The sequence below is a fragment of the Paenibacillus xylanilyticus genome (assembly GCF_013359935.1).
GTDB classification, from domain to species: Bacteria; Bacillota; Bacilli; order Paenibacillales; family Paenibacillaceae; genus Paenibacillus; species Paenibacillus xylanilyticus.
Genome location: NZ_JABMCB010000121.1, coordinates 23,187 through 39,825 on the forward strand (window position 1 = coordinate 23,187; position 16,639 = coordinate 39,825).

At 47.4% G+C, this 16,639-nt stretch carries 19 protein-coding genes; all 19 read left to right on the top strand.

From position 1 onward, the window contains the following. Window positions 1-18 precede the first annotated feature (18 nt). The 19 genes from HP552_RS01780 to HP552_RS01870 all read left to right on the top strand — a co-directional run bounded on the left by HP552_RS01780 (window position 19) and on the right by HP552_RS01870 (window position 16,639). Window positions 19-909 (top strand): phage terminase small subunit-related protein, encoded by an 891-nt coding sequence (locus HP552_RS01780; protein ID WP_175393996.1) that lies wholly within the window; start codon window positions 19-21, stop codon window positions 907-909. Continuing rightward, entirely contained in the window at window positions 890-2,206 is a 1,317-nt protein-coding gene (locus HP552_RS01785) for a PBSX family phage terminase large subunit (protein ID WP_175393997.1), read from the top strand. The genes HP552_RS01780 and HP552_RS01785 overlap by 20 nt, the downstream gene beginning before the upstream one ends. Further along, window positions 2,206-3,696 carry a phage portal protein gene (locus HP552_RS01790; protein WP_175393998.1) on the top strand — a complete coding sequence of 497 codons (1,491 nt, stop codon included), beginning with the start codon at window positions 2,206-2,208 and terminating at the stop codon, window positions 3,694-3,696. Before HP552_RS01785 ends, HP552_RS01790 begins: the two co-directional genes overlap by 1 nt. Beyond that, window positions 3,689-4,519: a phage minor head protein gene (locus HP552_RS01795; protein ID WP_175393999.1), complete on the top strand. Its 831-nt coding sequence runs from the start codon at window positions 3,689-3,691 to the stop codon at window positions 4,517-4,519. Before HP552_RS01790 ends, HP552_RS01795 begins: the two co-directional genes overlap by 8 nt. A 95-nt stretch (window positions 4,520-4,614) precedes the next feature. Continuing rightward, a complete protein-coding gene (locus HP552_RS01800) occupies window positions 4,615-5,871 on the top strand; it encodes an XkdF-like putative serine protease domain-containing protein (protein ID WP_175394000.1) in 1,257 nt (418 codons plus the stop codon). A gap of 2 nt (window positions 5,872-5,873) precedes the next feature. Beyond that, window positions 5,874-6,818, top strand: a complete 945-nt coding sequence (locus HP552_RS01805; protein WP_175394001.1) for a phage major capsid protein — start codon at window positions 5,874-5,876, stop codon at window positions 6,816-6,818. A gap of 16 nt (window positions 6,819-6,834) precedes the next feature. Further along, entirely contained in the window at window positions 6,835-7,071 is a 237-nt protein-coding gene (locus HP552_RS01810) for a hypothetical protein (protein ID WP_175394002.1), read from the top strand. After that, window positions 7,040-7,426 carry a head-tail connector protein gene (locus tag HP552_RS01815; RefSeq protein WP_175394003.1) on the top strand — a complete coding sequence of 129 codons (387 nt, stop codon included), beginning with the start codon at window positions 7,040-7,042 and terminating at the stop codon, window positions 7,424-7,426. The genes HP552_RS01810 and HP552_RS01815 overlap by 32 nt, the downstream gene beginning before the upstream one ends. Beyond that, window positions 7,423-7,746 carry a hypothetical protein gene (locus tag HP552_RS01820; RefSeq protein ID WP_175394004.1) on the top strand — a complete coding sequence of 108 codons (324 nt, stop codon included), beginning with the start codon at window positions 7,423-7,425 and terminating at the stop codon, window positions 7,744-7,746. The genes HP552_RS01815 and HP552_RS01820 overlap by 4 nt, the downstream gene beginning before the upstream one ends. Beyond that, window positions 7,736-8,260, top strand: a complete 525-nt coding sequence (locus tag HP552_RS01825; protein WP_175394005.1) for an HK97 gp10 family phage protein — start codon at window positions 7,736-7,738, stop codon at window positions 8,258-8,260. Before HP552_RS01820 ends, HP552_RS01825 begins: the two co-directional genes overlap by 11 nt. Window positions 8,261-8,271: 11 nt before the next feature. After that, on the top strand, window positions 8,272-8,727 hold the full coding sequence (locus HP552_RS01830; protein ID WP_246310722.1) for a hypothetical protein: 456 nt from the start codon (window positions 8,272-8,274) through the stop codon (window positions 8,725-8,727). Beyond that, a complete protein-coding gene (locus tag HP552_RS01835) occupies window positions 8,724-8,969 on the top strand; it encodes a hypothetical protein (RefSeq protein ID WP_175394007.1) in 246 nt (81 codons plus the stop codon). Before HP552_RS01830 ends, HP552_RS01835 begins: the two co-directional genes overlap by 4 nt. Next, window positions 8,950-10,302, top strand: a complete 1,353-nt coding sequence (locus HP552_RS01840; protein WP_175394008.1) for a phage tail sheath subtilisin-like domain-containing protein — start codon at window positions 8,950-8,952, stop codon at window positions 10,300-10,302. Before HP552_RS01835 ends, HP552_RS01840 begins: the two co-directional genes overlap by 20 nt. A 3-nt stretch (window positions 10,303-10,305) precedes the next feature. Continuing rightward, window positions 10,306-10,749, top strand: coding sequence for a phage tail tube protein (locus HP552_RS01845; protein WP_175394009.1), 444 nt, complete (start codon window positions 10,306-10,308; stop codon window positions 10,747-10,749). A 60-nt stretch (window positions 10,750-10,809) separates the two neighbouring features. Then, window positions 10,810-11,220, top strand: coding sequence for a hypothetical protein (locus HP552_RS01850; RefSeq protein WP_175394010.1), 411 nt, complete (start codon window positions 10,810-10,812; stop codon window positions 11,218-11,220). Window positions 11,221-11,378: 158 nt separating this feature from the next. Beyond that, window positions 11,379-14,651 carry a phage tail tape measure protein gene (locus HP552_RS01855; protein WP_175394011.1) on the top strand — a complete coding sequence of 1,091 codons (3,273 nt, stop codon included), beginning with the start codon at window positions 11,379-11,381 and terminating at the stop codon, window positions 14,649-14,651. A 3-nt stretch (window positions 14,652-14,654) separates the two neighbouring features. Continuing rightward, window positions 14,655-15,320, top strand: a complete 666-nt coding sequence (locus HP552_RS01860; RefSeq protein WP_175394012.1) for a hypothetical protein — start codon at window positions 14,655-14,657, stop codon at window positions 15,318-15,320. A 15-nt stretch (window positions 15,321-15,335) separates the two neighbouring features. Then, window positions 15,336-16,316: an XkdQ/YqbQ family protein gene (locus HP552_RS01865; RefSeq protein WP_175394013.1), complete on the top strand. Its 981-nt coding sequence runs from the start codon at window positions 15,336-15,338 to the stop codon at window positions 16,314-16,316. Then, the gene (locus HP552_RS01870) at window positions 16,316-16,639 is read left to right on the top strand and encodes a DUF2577 family protein (RefSeq protein ID WP_175394014.1); all 324 of its coding nucleotides are present in this window, start codon (window positions 16,316-16,318) and stop codon (window positions 16,637-16,639) included. The genes HP552_RS01865 and HP552_RS01870 overlap by 1 nt, the downstream gene beginning before the upstream one ends.

The following is a 16,639-nucleotide window of genomic DNA, read 5'->3' on the forward strand; positions in this document are numbered from 1 at the left end:
GGGTGGTGATGAATGTAGATGGCCAGAGAGAGAAGTCCTGAACGGGACAAGGCAAAACTGATGTGGCTGGAGAGCGGCGGGGTGATGAAGCTAAAAGACATCGCCGCAGCTCTTTCTATTGGTGAGACTCAGGTTAGAAAGTGGAAGTCTCAGGATGGTTGGGCGGCTGAATTGAATAGTAACGTTACCAATGAATCCAATAGTAACGTTACCAAACGAAGGGGCCCACCTAAAGGTAACAAGAACGCTGTTGGGAATCGTGGGGGAGCACCGCCGGGGAATAAACGTGCTGTCGGGAACAAAGGCGGCAACGGTGGACCATATGGGAACAAGAAAGCCGTAACGACAGGTGAATATGAAACCATTTGGCTTGACGCCTTGGAAGAGGACGAGCTGGATCTCATCTATCTGATTGATACTGATCCGATTCTGCAGGCTGATGAAGCCATCATGAAATTTGAGATCCGCGAACGTCGAATGTTGCTTCGAATCAAACGTTTGACTGATGGCCTGACTGAAAGAGAACGACGTGTGTTGTATGAGCTCAAATCTATTAAAGAGGCCATGACGGTTCATGATGAGATGTCAGGGAAGACCAAAACCATTCCTGTCACACGAACAGAACTGGTGGAATCGGAGGTCGAGGAAAAGACCTATCGCCAGATTGACGACATAATATCCCTTGAAGAAGCATTGACCCGTGTACAGACCCAGAAACTAAAGGCTATTGAAATGAAGGCGCGACTTCAAGATGAAGAGAAGCGGGTCCGAATCGAGATGCTGAAGCACGAGCTGATGATCAAACGTGGCGGCGCTGAACCTGATGAGGTTGAGGACGATGGCTTTATCGATGCATTGAGGGGACGAGCTGCGGAGGTGTGGACTAAAGATGGCAACTCTGAAGCTTAAACCTTCTCCATTTAAGTGGAAGCCGTTCTCTGATAAGCAGGTCCAAGTACTAACGTGGTGGATGCCTGAAAGCCCTCATCACGATATGGATGCCATCATTTGTGACGGATCGGTTCGTGCCGGCAAGACCGTGGCCATGTCTTTCTCATACATTGTTTGGGCAACGGAAACGTTCCGCAGCGAACAGTTTGGAATGGCAGGGAAAACAATAGGTGCGTTACGTCGTAACGTTGTTGGCCCACTTAAACGGATGCTTGCCAGCCGTGGGTACCAGGTACATGACAACAAGACAGATAATGTCCTAACAGTTTCTCGTGGGCTTGTAAGCAATCAGTTTTTCCTCTTCGGGGGTAAGGACGAACGTTCTCAGGATCTGATTCAAGGGATTACCTTGGCAGGCATGTTCTTTGATGAAGTTGCTCTCATGCCTAAGTCATTTGTTGACCAAGCTACTGCTCGTTGTTCAATTGAAGCGGCCAAGATATGGTTCAACTGCAACCCTGCAGGACCTTATCACTGGTTCAAAGTAGAGTGGTTGGATAATCTAGCGGGTAAGCGTGCCATACATCTTCACTTCATGATGGAGGATAACCTTTCCCTATCGGAGAAGGTCCGTGATCGGTACCGTCGTATGTACACAGGGATCTTCTATCAACGGTTTATCTTAGGATTGTGGGTTATGGCCGAAGGTGTCATCTTCTCCAAGTTCAACGATGCTATTCATAAAAAACCGCGAGAGTGGTTCCCTGCACAATTTGATCGCAAGTTCATCTGTATAGACTACGGGGCCAATAACCCGACTACCTTCCTAAAGTACGGGGTCCAGGGCAATGTGTATTATGAACTGGATGAATATTACCATGACATCAAGAAACTTGGCGAACGGACGAATAGTGAATATGCTGATGAGCTTCAGGCATTTGTTGATGGGGATGAATATGCGATATTCATTGACCCTTCTGCTAAAGCATTCATTATTGAGCTACAACAGCGGGGGATCAATCATATCCAGGCTGCAGTCAATGATGTGCTGGATGGCATTCAAACGGTGTCCAATCGCTTCCAACATGATGAATTGTATATTTGCGCCGATAATACCAACTCCCTCAAAGAGTTGGTTTCTTACATTTGGGACGAGAAAGCAGCACAACGGGGCGAAGACAAACCGATAAAGCAAAATGACCATACTTGTGATGCTCGGAGATACGGTATTCATACGGATTACCTAATTCAACAGTCTAAAGCACGCAAGGAGGAACGAAGAAAACGACATGACGAGGGAGTGGGGTGGATTTAATGAGCGTACTTGAAGATACCAGTGGACCTACATTCATTCCAGTTACAATTGCAAAAGCTGAGGTCCCTTCAAGTGAGCGTCTCCCAGACTTGTTTACGGACAACTATACACCGGATAATCTGATTGCTTACACAAAGGGTGGCGATCCTGCGAGCTGCAAGGCGATTGTAAAGGAAAGTAATATCATCCCTCAATGCATTGACGCTTACAAGCGTAATATCGCAGGGTATGGAATTGCATTGGAATATGTAGTCGGTGAATCAGATCAAACAGCTCAACATGAATGGGATGCTGCAGATAAGTTTCTCAAAACAGCAAACCTTGAAAAGTCCACTGATACCATTATTGAAGACTTAATCACTGACTTGGAGGACTGTGGCAATGCTTATCTTGAAGTTGCCCGAGGCCACGGCAGTGACTTCCCAGCGTTGTACCGGATTCCACCTATGAATGTTCGTTGTACACCTGAGCATGACAGGGTTGAAGTTCGATACCAGCGAATGATCAAAGGCAAAGTAGAAACATTTACTCAACAATCATATGTAAGAAAGTATGCACAAAAACGCGGGAGTAAAATTACCTGGTTTCGACCATTCGGCACGAAAATTGAGGGGATCTCAACCGAGATCATTCATCTACGACATGGTACTGACGGTGCTTATGGCGAACCTCGTTGGTTTGGTAATACTCCTGGAATACTTGGCAGTCGGCGAGCGGAAGAATTGAATCTGAGTTATTTTTCAAACGGCCGAATGCTAAAGATGATATTAACTGTGATCAACGGACGTTTGACGAAGAGATCCATTGAACTTCTTAAAGAAGCAAAGGGGCAAGATTCGCAGGATGGCATTCTCTATCTGGAAGTTGAAGGGGATGAGATCGGTGGTCCGCTTGATGAGAATCGTGAGAAATCACAAATCAAATTGGATAAACTGAACGACCTCCTACAGCAAGATGCATTATTTTTGGACTACGGAAAAGAGAAGAAGTCTGATATCTTGTCTGCTTTTCGGCTTCCGCCGATACTTGTTGGACAAAGTTCCGACTATAACCGAGCAACAGCAAATGCTGCTCTGCTTTTTGCTGAAGAACAAGTATTTCAGCCTTATAGACAATGGATTATGGATGAAATATTCAATAATCGTCTTTTTCCAGACATGGGTATACATCGAGTTAAGGCCACGTTGAGAGGACCGAAAATCATTGATCCTGAAGACCGCAAAGCTATGCTAGAATTCATTGCTGATCGCGGAATTATGCTTGTACGTGACTTAATCCCAATTGCAGAAGAAATCCTTGGAACAACGATCGATGAAAACAAGTTCAGCAAGGAGTATCTGGATACCCCAATTGCTCAATTAGCAGGAAGCCAACCGGCACTTCTTGATCCAGAGGGACCGGGGGATACAGACGACCTACAGGAACGAGTTTCGATCATCGCCAAGCGCCTATTGCGAAAGGGATCGGCCGAGGTGGGCGTCCATGTGTGAAGCCTGCTGGGAACTCATAGCCAAAGCAGATGACGATGAATTCCTGGATAGCCTTGAGCTGACATATGTGGAGCGCAAATTGCTTGAAGAGTTGTACAAGCAGGGCGAAGACCGGATCATGGAGATCCTTGAGCTTCAAGGAAAGGCACTTCAGGATGCAATAGCTGAATTAAGTGAGGATGCATTGGGGGATATTGGTGAGCTGGGGAACGTTCTTCTTGCTTTGCACACATCGGATGTCTTCTCTGACCTGTTCGAAGAGGCAGTCCAAGAAGCTTTTGAACCTCTATTTGACCTGGCCGGGGAGTCGGAGCTGCTGGAACTTGACGATGAGAAGATCTGGAACACAGGGAACGAAGCAGCTAAGGAATTTGTGAAGGAGATCCGCAGCCTGGTACCGGACATGAACCAATCTTCAACCGATACGCTCCTTCGTAGTTTTGAGAAGGCGATCGAGGAAGGGAATACACCTTCAGAACGTGCTTTGTTGGTCCAAGAGATCAGTGCCATCGCCGCTACAGGTGAAGACGGTCCTTTTTCAATGCAACGAGCACAACGTGTTTCCCGGACCATGAGCACAGCCGCGGCCAATGGCGGCAAGTTAGAAGGATGGAAGCAGTCAGAGATTGCCAAGGGGAAGAAATGGCGCTCTGCTGCAGGTACAAGAACGAGGAAAACCCATCGGAAAGCGAATGGCCAGGTCGTAGATCTGGATCAGCCGTTTAAAGTAGGCAAAAGCAAGCTGATGTACCCTGGGGATCCTGCAGGTGATCCTGAAGAAATCATAAATTGCCGTTGCACAATGCAGCTGGTACTTGATTAAGCGAGGTGAATTGAATATGAGAAGCGTTGGTATGGTGCTGTTGTGGTCATGCCTATTAACCATGCAATTATTCCTGGAAGGAGGTGAAAGAAAAAATGCCATTCAAAATGATAGACGCCAAAATTACGCACTTGTCGCTCGTGGATAAGGGTGCCAACGGTGTACCGTTTGCCATTATCAAGGCAGCAGGCAAAAACGCCATTCAGAAGCAGGTCCAAATCGCAAAGGTGGACGACACGAAACATATTGTTATCGGTGTTGTGTACCAACCTGATGTTGAGGATGCCCATGGTGACATGATGGATGCTGTAGAAATTGAAAAGGCAGCTCACTTGTTCATGGAGAATCAACACACCTACAACATTGATAAGCAGCATGATCTGGACGCTGACAAGGGCTATGTGGTCGAATCCTATATTGCTCCGTGTGATATGGAGATTGGTGATCAAGTGATTGCCAAAGGGTCATGGGTTGCCGGCGTGAAAGTCACAGATGACGATACCTGGGAAGACATCCAAAAGGGTGAAATCACCGGATTCAGTATGTGGGGCGTTGGGAAGCGAGAAGAGGTTGAGGGTGAAGAGGATGTCTCCAAAGGACTCCTGCAGAACATCAAAAAAACTATCAATGCAGCCTTATCGCCGATCGTCAAAGGTATTGTGGCTGACAAGTACAACAAGAACCGCAAGAAACGTGAGTTCTGGGCAGCACAAGACGCTTTGAATGATGTCTTGTTTCGTTGGGACTCCTGGGAATCCGGGATGGAGACAGACCCCGATATCATTCGTGATGCATTGCAGGATTTCGTTGATATTGCTCAGGAGGTTTTGGTCCAGGAGGACATTGTTAAGGCTATTGGAACTCCGCCCGAGCAGATCGCCAAAGCTGGTAAGAAGATTTCGGCGGGCAATCTCAAGCACATTGATGATGCTATTGCTACATTGACCGAATTAAAAAACAAGAATGCTCCTGCAGATGATGAGGAGCAAGAGGAGGAAGAAGATTTGAAACCAGAAGATATTGCAAAGGCCGTTCAGGCAGCAGTTGCACCTATTGCCAAGCAAGTGACGGACCTGACCAACGAGATTACAGAATTGAAAAAGCAGGAGGGTGAAGGTACTCCTGATGCTGGAACACCTGATGCAGGCATCGGAACAGATCCCCAAACAGATGCCGTGACCGATGCTATTGCTAAAGCCCTTGAACCATTGACCGAGCAAATGAACTCACTGGCTGCTGACGTGCAGATCGTTAAAAATAGTCGAGCTGGAAGCGCTCAAGGCCCTGAAGTCACCCCAATTACTAAAAGTGAAGTGCCTAGCTATATCACAGCAATGAACGGAGGACAATAATCATGACAACTAATGGACAATTGATTTCTAAGGAACAACAGATCGCAAGGATTCATAAATCGGTTAATATCACTATGCCTAAAAAAGAGGCAGAAGAATTCATTGTTGATACGACCAAAAAGGCAACCACGCTGCCAAAGTTGAATACCAAGTACAGAGATGTTCCCGCAGGTAAACTTGATCGTTTGAAGGTAAAATCTCGCCAAATTCGAGAACATACGGGTGCTGAATCTCCGAATGGTACTGGTGGAATCGAAACACCGCAAGTTGATTATGCGGTTCGCAAAGTGTATTGGGATGAATGGTTGAAAAACGATGATGTTTGGTACAACAACACAGCTCGTGGAGAAGACATTGAAACCAAAACGATTGACCTTATTCAGTCGCAATTTGGTGTGGATCTGCAAGATCTTCTCTTTAACGGCGATACAGACGCAAAACTGGCTAATGGTACAACAGCTGATCCGTTCTTGTCAGTGTTGGATGGCTTCGTGAAGAAAATGAAAACATCCACGCTTAAAACTGACCTTGCTGATAATGAACCTACCATTGATGACTTTGTAAACCATGTCATGCTGCTGGATGAAAAGTATCTAAACATGGTTGACCTTGCATGGGTAATGAATCGCCGCACCTATCAAAAGCTTGTCTCTTTGGTCCAAAAGCGCCCTACTGCATTGGGTGATGTAACACTGGTTAATGGTAAATTGGCGGAGATTGCAGGATACCCAATCGAGGTTGTTCAATCCTTGCAAGGTGAATTCGTGGCTTTGACCCCACTGAGCAACTTGGTACCAGTCTTTACGCGTGATCTGCAGTACAAGCGCACTGCTGAAGGTGCAACAGCAGCGATTAAAGATTCAACATACCATATTCTTTTTGCACACGCAGACGCAGTTGTTCTTGAGCTTGAGGCAGTTGCTTATATGACAGGCAGCAAACTTTAATAGGGAGGTAAAAACGATGCCAAAAGTACAATATAAAAATAAAACGGGCGCACTTCATGTTGGTGGAGGGCGCTTTTTCTATGCTAACAAACCAGTTGATGTAACGGATAAAGAATGGGCATTGCTTGAGGATCGCGAGGATCTGGAATTGGTCACTACAGATAAAGCCAAAGGAAAGGGTTCTACTTCGGATACTGAAAAGGATAAAAAGGAGCCTGCCAATGAACCCGACAATCCTGCGGCAACGAAGTAGGGTAACCCAAGTTCAAGATGCTAACGATCAACTGCTCGAGCAATATATTGATGATGCTCAGATACGGATTGAATTGTACCTACCTGTACCATTTCCGGACACGCCGGACAAAACAATAATTTTGGCTTGGGTTAAATTATCCGAAGCCCTAGCGTTGCAAGATAGCGAAGAATATCTTGCAGCAGTTGCACGAAATTACGAGTCAGAAAGCGATGGGGCATGGACATATACCCGGCACGCAGTTAAGGGTGTTACAACCGGAAACGTAGAAGTGGACACCATATTGTCTTTATGGCTTCGGAAATACCAGGCTGATCCGGACGACGGCGGAAACATTAGGGCGATGATTCTATGAACCATCGATTTAAAACCCCGCTTGCTGTATACAGGGTAGGCAGTAAGCGGGACGGTGATGATCTGTTCAACGACCGGAAGACGGGCAAGGTGACCGATCTGAAGTGTCATATCATTAAGACAGAAACATCCGACAAGGCAGATGCTAAGCCGATGATCTATATCGTCAAGAAGACGGTCGGTGTTCCAAAGATGGCTGACGTTAAGATCAGCGATGAGGTTGTGTTGTTCGGTCGTCGATATTTGGTGATCGATGCGAATCCCCGCAGGTACTGGATGGAATTGCTGCTGACATGTGAGGTGAAAGGCAATGATCGTTAACGACTTCGATGGGCTGGCCAGACGTTTCAAGAAGCTAGCTGACCAAGGCATGAAGCAAGTCCTGACGAACGTTGCTGAAGCGATGGGCGAAAGTCTGCTGAATCACATCATCGATGAGATTAACCGTCAGGATCTGATTGATACGGGCTTGATGTGGAACTCGTTTACTCGAGGCGGTGACGGTAACGTGTGGGAATGGGACGTGGATCGTAATGCGATTACTTTGGAAGTCGGCTCAGACCTCGGGTCTGGTTCAAACGGCCAAAATGATTGGGGCTATCCACGCCTGATCAATGAGGGATACACCATCCATAAGGCTCACTTTGTTCCGGGATACTGGAACAGCGGTGGGTCTTTTGTATATGACCGAAACGCCAAAGGTGGATTCATGGCCAAGCCACGCAGCTTCATCGGTCGGAAGTACTTTGACATTGCTGTGACCCAGTTTGAAGGCGGGATGAACAAGCTCATCATACAACGCCTGGACAAAGAAATGGAAAGGGTGTTGCGTTGATGGATGCAGGTTTGAAAGCATGGGCTGAGATTGTCCGGCATGTTTACCCGGATCTGACTATCCTTCGGGACCGAACGCAGTGGCTGGCCGGGAACTTTGATACACCTTCCGTTTTTATTGAAACAGATCTCGTGTCGGATAAGGTTCACACGCCGCGAGCTGATCGGATTGTCGAGGATGTGGGCCTGGTCTTCCACTTTGATAAGGAGCGGGTGACGGAGGAAGACGAGGGGGAGCCAATCCCCTTTGATCTTACGCCGCTGTTCACCTACTTACGACAGCAACGGTTTTGTTACCCTTCGAAGCGCTTTGGAGTGGCTTTAGTCATTGAACCACCTCGGACACGGCCGGAAAAGGACCGGATCGAAGTCACCTTCAGGTATTCGTATCTTCTGTCTGTTCCAAAAGCGCCGGTACCGAAGATCAATGAATTCCACATTGGATATGGAAAGGAGCTCAACCCATGAGCACAACACGCAAGGACAAGCTTGTGGCCGCAGCTCAACAAGATTTGAACAAGCGGACCAAGCAGGAGTGGATTGAGGGTGCAGCTATCTTGAAGCATGAACGCTTTGAGGTAGCAGGTGCCCTTTTTGACTGTAAAGATGACGAGCTGCTATCTCAGCAAGACGTACAAAACCGACTGGATGCCTATTTGCGTCCAGCGGTACAGAAGGAGGAAACGTTGAATGTCGATTCAGAGGGTTAGACCAGGAGCAGTTATTGAGCTGATTGCTTTGGCTAAGGCCAGAGTGGTGCCAGTGACAGGGCGAGTACTCATTCCGTATCAAGCGGAATGGGGGGCAGTCAACCAAGCCATCGATATGGCTGATACATCCGAACGATTGAAGGAAAGCGGCCTGCAGGTCGATGAATTGGAACTGGCTTCGGAAACCGGGGCAACAGTGGTCGGGTACCGTGTGACCAACGGTTCTGAAAAGGCTGCTTTCGTTACCGTTACTGACAGCTACACGATCGAGGCCCGTTATCCAGGGTTACGTGGTAATGATTTTGAGTACATGATCCGGACAAGTTTGGTGGACGCCACTAAAAAAGAGATCATTGTCCGGGATACTAAAGGCGTCTATGACACGGAGACCTTCCTGGTTGCGGACAAGGCTGCTGCAGAGGAAGCTTTGAAGAAGTCCAATATGGTCCGCTTCAAATCCACAGGCAATGTGGCATGGGCAGACGTGGCATATGCACCATTGACGGGTGCTGTGTCTGGAACCGCAACAATCACTGCAGCTGACTGGAGTCGAATCTTTAACCGAGTGGATGGTCTGACCTTCGATGTGTTCTATTTGCCTTCCACGGACGCTGCTGTACAAGCTGCAGCAAAACAATGGCTATGGGATCGCCGTACGAAGGCCCGGAGACTCGCTCAGTTGGTCGTTGCTGGCCCTCCGCTGGATGACACCGACATTGACAAGCATAATGCCCGAAGCCGTGCTATGAACGCCAGATTCATCGTGAACTGCTCCCTTGCCGGCGTGCATACCAACGGTAAAACGTATAACTCGGTTCAATGGGCAGCATGGTTGGCTGGTCTAATGGCGGGTACACCTGCGAATAAGTCCTTTACAGGGGTTAAGGTACCAATGACGCAGGCAGCCATTGACTGGAGCCACAGCGAAGTCATGAAAGGTTTAGCCGAAGGTACGATCATGGCCACGCGTGACGGTTACGACTATATCATTGAGTCGGCAGTGAACACACTGACTACCTTGGGCGATGGGGAACGTGAGGACTTTGGTAAGATCCGGGTTTCCATGACGATCGATCAGGTACTGAATGATATTTATTCCACAGCGAAGAAGTGGAAGGCCAAGCTCGACAACGATAAAGATGGCCGAGGTATGTTTATCGCAGCTGTACTGGAATATTTGGCGATCCGTAGAAGTCAGAAGGCGATTGATGAAGGATACACATTCACGGAGGATCCAAACAACGTGAGTGACTTCGATTACGCTTATTTCAAGCTATATGCCAAGCCGCTTGATGCTATCGAAGCATTCTATATTACATGGGAGGTGGCATAGTAGATGGAACGCGAACTAATTGGCCGGAATCTTTCGGTTGAAGACGATAACGGGGATAAAGTTCAGACTATCAAGGAAATTGAAGTCACGCTGAATCCTGAAACATTGGATGTTGTCCGGGCTCGCCGAATGGCGAAGACAAAACAAATCGTAGGCTATGAAATCCCAGTAAAACTGGTCATGTCCAAATTGGAATCCAGACTCCGGTACCGCTTATTGGCCGACTTTAAAGCGGGTAAGACCATGTTCCTCGATCGCATCACGGGATCCCTGGAAGATATGCAGACAGGTAATACGGAGAGGGTCCTTTTAACCGGCATTCATATTCACGGGAATATGGATATCTTGGTAGCCCAAATCGACAGTAACACGGGTATCGATATCACGCTTGAAGGTACGGCTACAGATTTTGAATTCGTAGAACAATTCCCAGACTACATGGCATAGGGGCGCATACGCGCTCCTTTTCAATTTCTAATTTAAAATCAAATTACTGGAGGAATCACAATGAGTGAAAAATTACAAAAGTATCTTGCAGCTGGTACGGCTGGTGCAAAACCTGAACAAATTGAGGTTGAGGTAGACGGAGAAAAGTGGTCTGTTCGTCGATTGACTACCATGGACCTTCGTCGTTGTATCGAAAGTTCATACAACGATGATGGTACACCAAAACAAACGTTTAATGAAATTGATGCCCAGATTGTTAAAGCAACGGAACACGACTTTGATTGGAACAATATTGAGCTATTGAAAGCATACAACTGCATCAGCAAAAACGAGTTGCCTCCACGTATGTTCCACAATCCTGATGATTATCTCGTATTGTCCAAAGCCGTTCGTAACTTCCAAGAAACGAAGGATGAACTGCTCAAAGAAGCAAAAAACTCATCCGGCGAGACGGCGAAGCAAGCTGGGTAGCATCCTTTTGGATCAACCAGAAGAAACTGCCCGCAGACGTCTTGCCGTATGAAGTAAATAAGAACAGGCAATATCATTTTTGCTTGGCAGCATCAATGCTGGCTGAGGAAGAGCTGAAAAAACTCAACAAAAAATAATTCTGGAAGGGGGTGAATGTTATGGCTACGGCCAGCAGAATAACCGTACCTATAGAAGCGCGTGATTTGGTATCTGGTACGCTTCGGCGTATGCAACAAGGTTTACGATCTACCCAAGATGATGTGGGAGGGCTTCGGCGTGCTGCCGATCGGATGGGTCAGGATTTTATATCTTCCACTCGGCGTGCCGGCGATGCGGCTCGGGATCTTGGAGCCAAGGTTGGACAAGCTGCAGATGAGACAAAGCAACTTGGACGAGCAGTCGTAGGAGATTTGTTCCGTCGGGCAAGATCAGGCGCAGAAACCTTTCGAAGAACTATTTCCCGTGCTAGTAGCGATGTGAAAGGCATGCCCGATGCCCACGTAAGACTGCATGCCGATGACCAAATCAGTCCGCTGATTGATAACATATCAGCCAAGATATCCGGATTAGTCGCTTTAGGTAGCGGCTTGGTTCTTGGAGGCGGCATCTCGGATGCTGTATTCGGAGGGGTGGTAGACTATTCTTCCGCAGTTGCTAGAAGTGCAGCATTCTTGCCCGAGGATATTCGTTCCCAAGGCCTCAATGAAATGAATGACTTATTTCTAGCAGGCATCATTTCGAATCGAACTGAGGCAGCATCTCTTTTAGCTGACGCAGCACCCTTGATGAATGATAGGACTCAATCAAGTAGTCTAGCTCAGGAAGTTGCAAAAGCGATGTTTGTTCGTCCGGACTCTAGTAAAGAAGAGAATCTAAGGGCGATTTCTCAAGTGTCTAATGTTTTTGGAGAAACACCTGCCCAGGCCAATGACAGTATTAACTATACGTATTCTGTTGCTGGTGATAAACAACAAGATGTAGCCGATTCTTTCTGGGAATACTCTGGATTCTTTAAAAATGCAGGTAGAAGTTCTGGGCAAATGGCGAACTATTTTGCAAAAATGTCCCAGGACGGGGCATACAACTATGATAAGCCAGGGGACTTTTTCAAAGAAGTTTTCGGTGTAAAAGCACTGAACACTGACGACATGACAAAATATTTTGAAAGTCGTGGATCTGGAAAAAAGGATGCTGTTCTACAAGCTGAAGCTTTTACATCAGACATAAATTCTGCAAATGATCAAAAAGCTCAAGGTGCTATTATGGCTTTGATAGCTGATCTAAAGAGCCAGAATGAAAATGAGTTAAAGCAATCTCTTACGCAATTGGGATCAGCAACCGCCGAAGATAATGGTGCAGCTATTCTCAAGAACTTTGCGGTTCCATTTGAACCAGCTCCAGCAGAGATTGCGGGGGCAACCGATAGAATGATCTCTGCACAACAGGAGGCAGATCCATTTACGGAGTACATTCAGTCACAGAACCAGATGAAGACACAACTCCAGGATATTGGCGGCAATATTATGCAAGCTTCTGTACCTGCCATGAAAGAGTTCAATTCATTGCTGAAGGACAACAAGGCAAAGATTGAAGCATTGGGGTCTGGGATCGCAACGGGGATTGGGAGCGCTGTAAGTCTTTATAAAGAATATGACACGTTTTTCAACTATTTAATGATTAGTTTGGCTGGTGTGCTTGCTCTCAAAGGTACAGCTAGTATTGTGAAGGGAACTAAGAACCTTTACGGTGATGTTACTAGCGCAGGTAGGTGGGCATGGAACAAGATTCCTGGTACCCGTAAGTTTGGAGGCGGTGGATCTTCACCTATAGGTGGTTCTGATCTCGTATCCAGCATGAACGTTAACGCCAAAAGTGTTTACGTGAGCGGTTCCGTTGGTGGTAGCGGAGGAAACGGCAAGAGCAAAGGGAAGGGAAAAAACAAAGGTAAGAACAAATCAGCAGGTAACAATAAAACCTCTGTTGTCAACAGTAAAACCAAGCAAGATAACAGTGTTAGCAGTAAAAACAAAAATAAAGAAACAAAGGTAACGACCAAGACGCCAAAAACGAATTACAAAACGGATGCTAATGGTTTGCTAAGTACCGCGACCAAAGGTGTAGGCGGCGCAGCGAAAGGCGTTTTGAAGGGTCTTGGTGTGCTTGGAACTATGGCAAATGTCGGTTTCTCTGCCTATGATCTTTATGGAACAGCCAAAGAGCAAGGCTGGCGGGAAGCTATCTCCACTCAAGGCGGTTCAACGGTTGGTAGTCTGGCTGGTGGAACCATCGGGGGACTTCTGGGGTCACTTGTTGGACCACTCGGCACAGCTGCAGGTGCAGCCGTAGGTAGTTGGGCAGGGGAGAAGTTAGGCGCTCTTGCGGATTCCAGCGGAGTAACCAGGGGAGTAGTCGATGCCGTTGCTGGTCTTACGGACAAAGTAAAAGGTTTGTTTGGATATGGTAAGAAAGAAGAGGTTGTCGGCCCGCCACCCCCGCCACCCAAGGCTGAAATCACAATCAGTGCAGGGGTGTCCACTGAAGGGCAAACCAAGATTAAAGAGACCATGGAAAACATCCACTCCAATATTGTGAAGAGCGGACTAAGGCAAGGTCTTAGCGATGCGATCGATCAGAGCGGCGTTACAAAAGCTGCAGATGAAATTAAAGATAAGATTGTGGGCATGTTCAAAGGCTCTGACTCCAAAGAGGCCGAGAGCAACGTCAAGGCCGTCGGGACAGCTGCCAAAGAGACGGAGCAGAAAGCCAAGGACATGGGTGTAACTGCAAAGAACAGCTCCAAGGATATTGTAAGCGGGAATGGACAAGCAGCTTCGAGTTTCAATGGCGTGGCTGTAGCAGCTAGAAGTGCAGTAAGCCAGGCGCGGAGTGACTTGATGTCTCTGAGCAGCATATCCAGTCAAGGCAGTACATGGGGAAGCAATCTCATTTCCATGATGGCATCGGGCATGCAAAGTAAATTCCCGACGCTGACGTCTGTCGTGTCTAATGCAGCGGGGATCATGAAGAAGTTCCTCGGTTTTGCTTCACCTACGGATGAAGGTCCAGCGAGTAATTCTGACAAATGGGCTCCTAACTTCGTATCGATGTTCGCCGATGGATTACGACCGGATTCGATCAGGGAACGTATGAACTTGATCGCGGGAACAATGCGTGATGGTGTGGATGGCATGGAAGGTCCAACTTTGTCAGGTGGTAACATTCCCATCCGGACAACGCCACTATCGGCCCAAACCGCTACTGCAGGTAAATCGGTAACAATCGGCAATATCACCATGGATCTTGGCGGGCTTGCTGCCGGGATCACAGATTTTCAATCGTTCGCCAAGGCTATGACGAGCCCTGAAGGTCGAGCATTAATTCGTGATGTATTCGGCGAAGAATTGTACAAAGCATTGGAGACAGGGGGTTAAACTATGCTGGCCATGTCACAGGGAGCTATCCGGTTAACCTTCCCGATTACTCCTGCAGAAGTGCAAATCACAACGGGGAATGATGTGGACTCGTTCAACGTTATTACCGGACAAGAGCGGACAGGAAAACCCACTGCCAAGTTAAAGCGGGTTTCTTTTTCAGCCATTCTCCCGCGTGAATGGCGGGAACTGTGGGAGACGGATAAGAAACAAACCGTCACCTATAAACGACCAGAAACGACTTGGCAACTGCTTGAGAAGTGGAAGCCAAAGCCGGTAGTTCTAAATTTCGAAGAATTGTTTTCGCAGACCATGTTGATCGGTGACATGGAGATGGTCTATAAAGACGGGCAAGGCAACATCCACATGACAATCACTTTAGTAGAATACAAGCCTGTCAAAATCATTTCATATTCCAACACCAAGCAGCTCCTGAAGCCCGGTGTAATCATCACCAAGGCCAGTAAGAGTCGTCCGAACACCACGAGCAAGACTGATAAAAAGGATGATAAAAAGAAGACTACTGCCAAGAAAAAGGCAGAGGACAAGAAAAAGAGTACAGCTGCTGCCAAGGATGCTGCAGATAATGCAACGGGTGCTTTTGATTACACAGGTCGTAAAAACAAAATTGCAGCTGCTAACAACAAAGCACACTATATTCAAAGCTAGAGAAGGAGGATGACCATGGATAAGTTCGCAGTGATATACGGTAAAAATGACGCCAGGTCGGCCCTGACTCCTGCAGTAACGGATATATCATGGTCCTCCCAAAGGGATGAAATTGCACGCAGCATGACCGTTCGGCTGCGTGATATCCCCACGGTAAGTGTGGCCGGTATGCTGATGTGCTTTTCCCACCGAGTTGGGACAAAACTCCTTCATCACAAAAACCAGTTCTTTCATGGTCCAATTATTGATTATGAGAAGGATGAGTTTACGGGGGCATGGGAGATCAAGGCCAGGGAGATTGGTTGGTATCTGGCCAAAAACAAAGGGACTCGGCCGTATCTGAAAGGTGAAGCGGGAGCTGAGCTGCAGAAGTATATTCAGACCACAGGCGTTGATTTTCGTTGTCCTAAACTCGGTTTTAATATCGATGAGCGATATGGAACGATGGCACATTCTGAGATCATCTTGGATGTGCTGCAAAAAGCATATGAGCGTAGCGGCTACCGGTACCATGTGGATGCGATCCGGACAGAGAAACATTTTTATCTGCAGGTTGTAAGGGAAGGCACCAATGATAAGGTGCCTATTTTTGTTCCCGAACAGATGGAAGCCAGCAGCGCAGGGTACAACATTGAGGACACCTATACGGTTGTTACCGCTCAGAAGTACAAGGATGACAAACTATCAGCTTCAGTCACGAAGACAGATGCCAGTGCCTTGAAGACGTTTGGCCGCATGGAAGAGATCATTGAGGTCGAAGAAGACGAGAATCCGACGACAGTCGCAACGCAGCGTGTGAAGGCGATGGCCAAGCCCAAACAGATCAAGAAGATCACCGTACGTCATGAGGACCATACATTAGCTGGATTACGGGTTGGCTGGCTCGTGTTGATCAAGACAACAGTTGTCACCAAATGGATTGTGGAGAGTGTCGACACAACTTGGAGCAAAGGCATATTTACGCTCAAGTTGGTTTTGGAACGGAGGGAAGCGTAATGATGGGCGATGCAATAAAGCTTTTAAAAGAGAAAGTGGCAAGCCACATCGATGCGAGGGACACTGAACGCGCCACCCTCCTGAGCTGGCCAAATGCCAAGATTGAAGTGGATGGAGATCCTTACCCTTACGAGTCGGGAAGCTTAGTCTTCGCGGATTACCTGCAGGAACAGGAGATCGAAGTTACATTTGAAGTCGTGGAACCTGGTACCTCAACCATGAAAGGGAAGCTAGTGATCCCGAGTCCACTTCAGGTCGGTGATCGACTCCTGGTGTCACGGATGACTGGCCAACGATATTACGTACTCGGAAAGGAGCGGTAA

Bases quoted from the DNA above. Each gene is read 5' to 3' on its own strand.
- HP552_RS01785 (WP_175393997.1), top strand. From the start codon at position 890: ATGGCAACTCTGAAGCTTAAACCTTCTCCATTTAAGTGGAAGCCGTTC.
- HP552_RS01855 (WP_175394011.1), top strand. From the start codon at position 11,379: ATGGCTACGGCCAGCAGAATAACCGTACCTATAGAAGCGCGTGATTTG.
- HP552_RS01815 (WP_175394003.1), top strand. From the start codon at position 7,040: ATGAACCCGACAATCCTGCGGCAACGAAGTAGGGTAACCCAAGTTCAA.
- HP552_RS01780 (WP_175393996.1), top strand. From the start codon at position 19: ATGGCCAGAGAGAGAAGTCCTGAACGGGACAAGGCAAAACTGATGTGG.
- HP552_RS01820 (WP_175394004.1), top strand. From the start codon at position 7,423: ATGAACCATCGATTTAAAACCCCGCTTGCTGTATACAGGGTAGGCAGT.
- HP552_RS01850 (WP_175394010.1), top strand. From the start codon at position 10,810: ATGAGTGAAAAATTACAAAAGTATCTTGCAGCTGGTACGGCTGGTGCA.
- HP552_RS01870 (WP_175394014.1), top strand. From the start codon at position 16,316: ATGATGGGCGATGCAATAAAGCTTTTAAAAGAGAAAGTGGCAAGCCAC.
- HP552_RS01835 (WP_175394007.1), top strand. From the start codon at position 8,724: ATGAGCACAACACGCAAGGACAAGCTTGTGGCCGCAGCTCAACAAGAT.
- HP552_RS01795 (WP_175393999.1), top strand. From the start codon at position 3,689: ATGTGTGAAGCCTGCTGGGAACTCATAGCCAAAGCAGATGACGATGAA.
- HP552_RS01805 (WP_175394001.1), top strand. From the start codon at position 5,874: ATGACAACTAATGGACAATTGATTTCTAAGGAACAACAGATCGCAAGG.
- HP552_RS01810 (WP_175394002.1), top strand. From the start codon at position 6,835: ATGCCAAAAGTACAATATAAAAATAAAACGGGCGCACTTCATGTTGGT.
- HP552_RS01840 (WP_175394008.1), top strand. From the start codon at position 8,950: ATGTCGATTCAGAGGGTTAGACCAGGAGCAGTTATTGAGCTGATTGCT.
- HP552_RS01790 (WP_175393998.1), top strand. From the start codon at position 2,206: ATGAGCGTACTTGAAGATACCAGTGGACCTACATTCATTCCAGTTACA.
- HP552_RS01845 (WP_175394009.1), top strand. From the start codon at position 10,306: ATGGAACGCGAACTAATTGGCCGGAATCTTTCGGTTGAAGACGATAAC.
- HP552_RS01800 (WP_175394000.1), top strand. From the start codon at position 4,615: ATGCCATTCAAAATGATAGACGCCAAAATTACGCACTTGTCGCTCGTG.
- HP552_RS01825 (WP_175394005.1), top strand. From the start codon at position 7,736: ATGATCGTTAACGACTTCGATGGGCTGGCCAGACGTTTCAAGAAGCTA.
- HP552_RS01865 (WP_175394013.1), top strand. From the start codon at position 15,336: ATGGATAAGTTCGCAGTGATATACGGTAAAAATGACGCCAGGTCGGCC.
- HP552_RS01860 (WP_175394012.1), top strand. From the start codon at position 14,655: ATGCTGGCCATGTCACAGGGAGCTATCCGGTTAACCTTCCCGATTACT.